Origin of the sequence: Rhodopirellula maiorica SM1 (assembly GCF_000346295.1) — a bacterium.
Taxonomy (GTDB): domain Bacteria; phylum Planctomycetota; class Planctomycetia; order Pirellulales; family Pirellulaceae; genus Novipirellula; species Novipirellula maiorica.
Genome location: NZ_ANOG01000827.1, coordinates 1 through 3,122 on the forward strand (window position 1 = coordinate 1; position 3,122 = coordinate 3,122).

The following is a 3,122-nucleotide window of genomic DNA, read 5'->3' on the forward strand; positions in this document are numbered from 1 at the left end:
CCTTTTTGCGACCTCGTTTCGTTTCTTCCCTCGCTCTCCCAGACTCTGTTGACCATGAATCGACTGCTCCCCCTTTTGTCGCTCGCTTTGTTTAGCGTGATCTCGTCGCTCGGCATCCCCTCGTTCAGCCGTGCCGCAGAGCGTCCCAACATCGTGATGGCGTTTGCCGACGACTGGGGATGTCACGCCAGTGCGTATGGTCGCTTGAATCCCGGCGGCCTAGATGACCTTGTCTCGACACCTCATTTTGATTCGGTTGCCGAGCAAGGCGTGTTGTTCACGCGTGCGTTCGTCAGTGCCCCATCATGTACACCATGCCGCAGTTCGTTGTTATCCGGCCAACATTTCTGGCGATGTGGTTCGGCATCGATTCTGCAAGGAGCTGAGTGGGATTTTGATATTCCCTCGTATCCGCTGTTGTTGGAGTCTGCCGGTTACCGGATCGGTCACACGTACAAAGTCTGGAGCCCCGGCACGCCGGTCGATGCACCGCATGGCGGGTCTGCACGTGGGTTCAATCGCTCTGGCCGCAAGTTCAATGGTTTTTCGCAGAATGCAATGAAGGGCGATGATCCGGATGCTCGCAAGGCAGATTTGCTGGACGAAGTTCGCGGCAATTTGCTGTCGTTCCTCGATCCAAACGGAGATCAAAAAGTCGATGGCGAAGCACCGTTTTGTTACTTTTTTGGACCGACCAATTGTCATCGCAAATGGGTTGCCGGCAGCGGTGAGAAGCTGTGGGGCATCAACCCCGACGACTTTGCCGGAAAGATCCCGCCGTACCTACCCGATGTTCCCGTCGTCCGCGAAGACTTTGCCGATTACTTTGGCGAAATACAAGCGTTTGACGCGGGGCTGGGGGTGATCATCAACGAACTGAAGCGACTGGGTGTCTACGACAACACGATCCTGGTGGTCAGCGGCGACCATGGTTTCCCCGGCGTCACCCGAGGCAAATGTAATTTGTATGACTTTGGCACCCACGTTCCGCTGGCGATTCGTTGGCCTGCGGGAATGAAAAAGCAAGGCCGCGTGGTGGATGATTTCGTCTCGCTGCCGGACCTTGCCCCTACGTTTTTAGAAGCGGCTGGTGTTTCGATTCCCAACACGATGACGGCGAAATCGTTGATCCCAGTACTCGAGAGTGAAAAGTCGGGCTTGGTTGATGCAAAACGCGACGCCGTCTTCACCGGACGTGAACGGCACGTTGCCGCTGCTCAGCCTGATTTTACACCTTATCCTCAACGGGCGATTCGTACCGATCAACATTTGTTGATCATCAACTTTGCACCGGAGCGGTGGCCGATGGGATCGGCGCCCGGCTACGGTGAACCTGCCACGCGGATGCCGAACGTTGCCCAATGGCGAGAAGACACCATGGTTGGTTTTCGCGACATGGATGGCAGTCCCACCAAAACTTGGATTGTGACGCATCGCGATTCGGATCCCAAGTTGTTCGATTTTGCCTTCGCCCGACGTCCGCGAGTCGAACTGTATGATGTCCAGAAAGATCCGCACTGTATGAAAAACCTCGCCGACAATCCCGAGTCGCAACCGATCCGCCAGCAGCTTGAGTCACGATTGATGTCCGAGCTCAAACGGACAGCGGATCCACGGGTGTCGGACAACGTGATTTTCGAGTCCGCCGAGTTTACGAAGCCATACGTGCGGAAGAAAAAGAAGTAGCAGACGAAGTGTGGCGTTGCTATCAATCGTCGCGGTCTCTTAGCAAGCCACCGCGTTTTTTCGTATGCCGGATCAGCGGACACGATTGGGAAATGTCTTACCGGTTCAAGTCCAAGGCGAAATGGCCACCGTTTGCACTGATCTGGCATGGCCCTTGCAACAAGGTCCTTACGCGGTGGGTTAAGCAGGTAGTCAGGAACCATGGGGTGAAATCCCGTTAGCCGTTTGGGCGCTAGCGGCCTGCTGATTTAATGGAAATGCAAATCGCATCGGTGAGCCGAGGGCCGTAAGGCACCGGGTAATGCGTGGAACTCGGCCGCTGACGCGCGAGCGGCTCACCAAATCAACAAGCCGCTAGCGTCAAAGCGGCTAATAATACGGAAAGACTTCTGACTAGCTGCTTAGGACGTGGATGAGATCCGCATGCGAGATCACAGGTGGCCAGGGACAGTTGTCCGTTGTGGCAATTTGTCCCCCTTCTTATACTGCGCTGCGAACTGCGAATTCCAACTATCACACGATCGTGCCATGTCTGATACCCCAAACATTACCGATATTTCCGACGCCACGGCGCCCTTTTTCTGGGGCATTGATATCGGTGGTACCTCGATCAAGATTGGGTTGGTCGATGACGAAGGGCACACATTGGCGTTTGAACGGTTGCCGACGCGCGAATCCGAAGGTCCCACGGCAGCAACGCAGCGAATCGCGGCGGTGATTCAAGACATCGAAGGCCAACTTGGCATCTCGGACAAGGTGCGGCGAGTGGGATTGGGGGCACCCGGACCGATGGATCTGTCGACCGGTTACCTTGTCGCACCGCCTCAGCTACCGAGTTGGTGGGACTTTCCAATCCGTGACTCGATCGGAAAGATGCTTGAGCGGCCTGTTTCGTTCTTGAACGACGCCAATGCCGCTGCGTACGGCGAATTCTGGCTCGGTAGCGGCCGAAATGACCAATCGATGCTGCTGCTGACGCTTGGCACCGGGGTCGGGGGCGGGATCATTATCGAGGGTGAATTGGTCAACGGCACAAACAGTTTTGGTAGCGAATGTGGTCACATCATCGTCGATCCTTCGCCTACCGCCCAGCTGTGTGTATGGGGTGGCGGACGCGGCCAACTCGAGGCCTATGCGTCGGCCAGTGCGGTGGTCCAGCGGACTCGGCAACGGTTGACCGAGGGGGCCAAGAGTTCACTCAGCGGTCTACTTGGCGGCGGCGATAGCGAATTGACCGCCAAACGTGTCTATGAAGCTGCGAAAGAGGGCGATGCGTTGGCGCTTGAAATCGTCGATGACACCGCCCGCTGGTTGGGCATCGGAATAACGACGCTGATTCACACCCTTGACCCTGGCTCTGTGGTGCTCGGTGGCGCCATGGACTTTGGCGGAGCGAACTGCTGTATCGGCAAGCGGTTTTTGTCCAAAATCTCAGA

2 protein-coding genes are annotated in these 3,122 nt (G+C 56.3%); both read left to right on the forward strand.

What is annotated here, in order from left to right; translation table 11 throughout:
* Positions 1-54 precede the first annotated feature (54 nt).
* The gene (locus RMSM_RS26795) at positions 55-1,686 is read left to right on the forward strand and encodes a sulfatase family protein (RefSeq protein WP_040769530.1); all 1,632 of its coding nucleotides are present in this window, start codon (positions 55-57) and stop codon (positions 1,684-1,686) included.
* 528 nt (positions 1,687-2,214) lie between these two features.
* Positions 2,215-3,122 (forward strand): ROK family protein (locus tag RMSM_RS26800; RefSeq protein WP_008704219.1); only part of this gene is annotated, 908 nt, incomplete at its 3' end.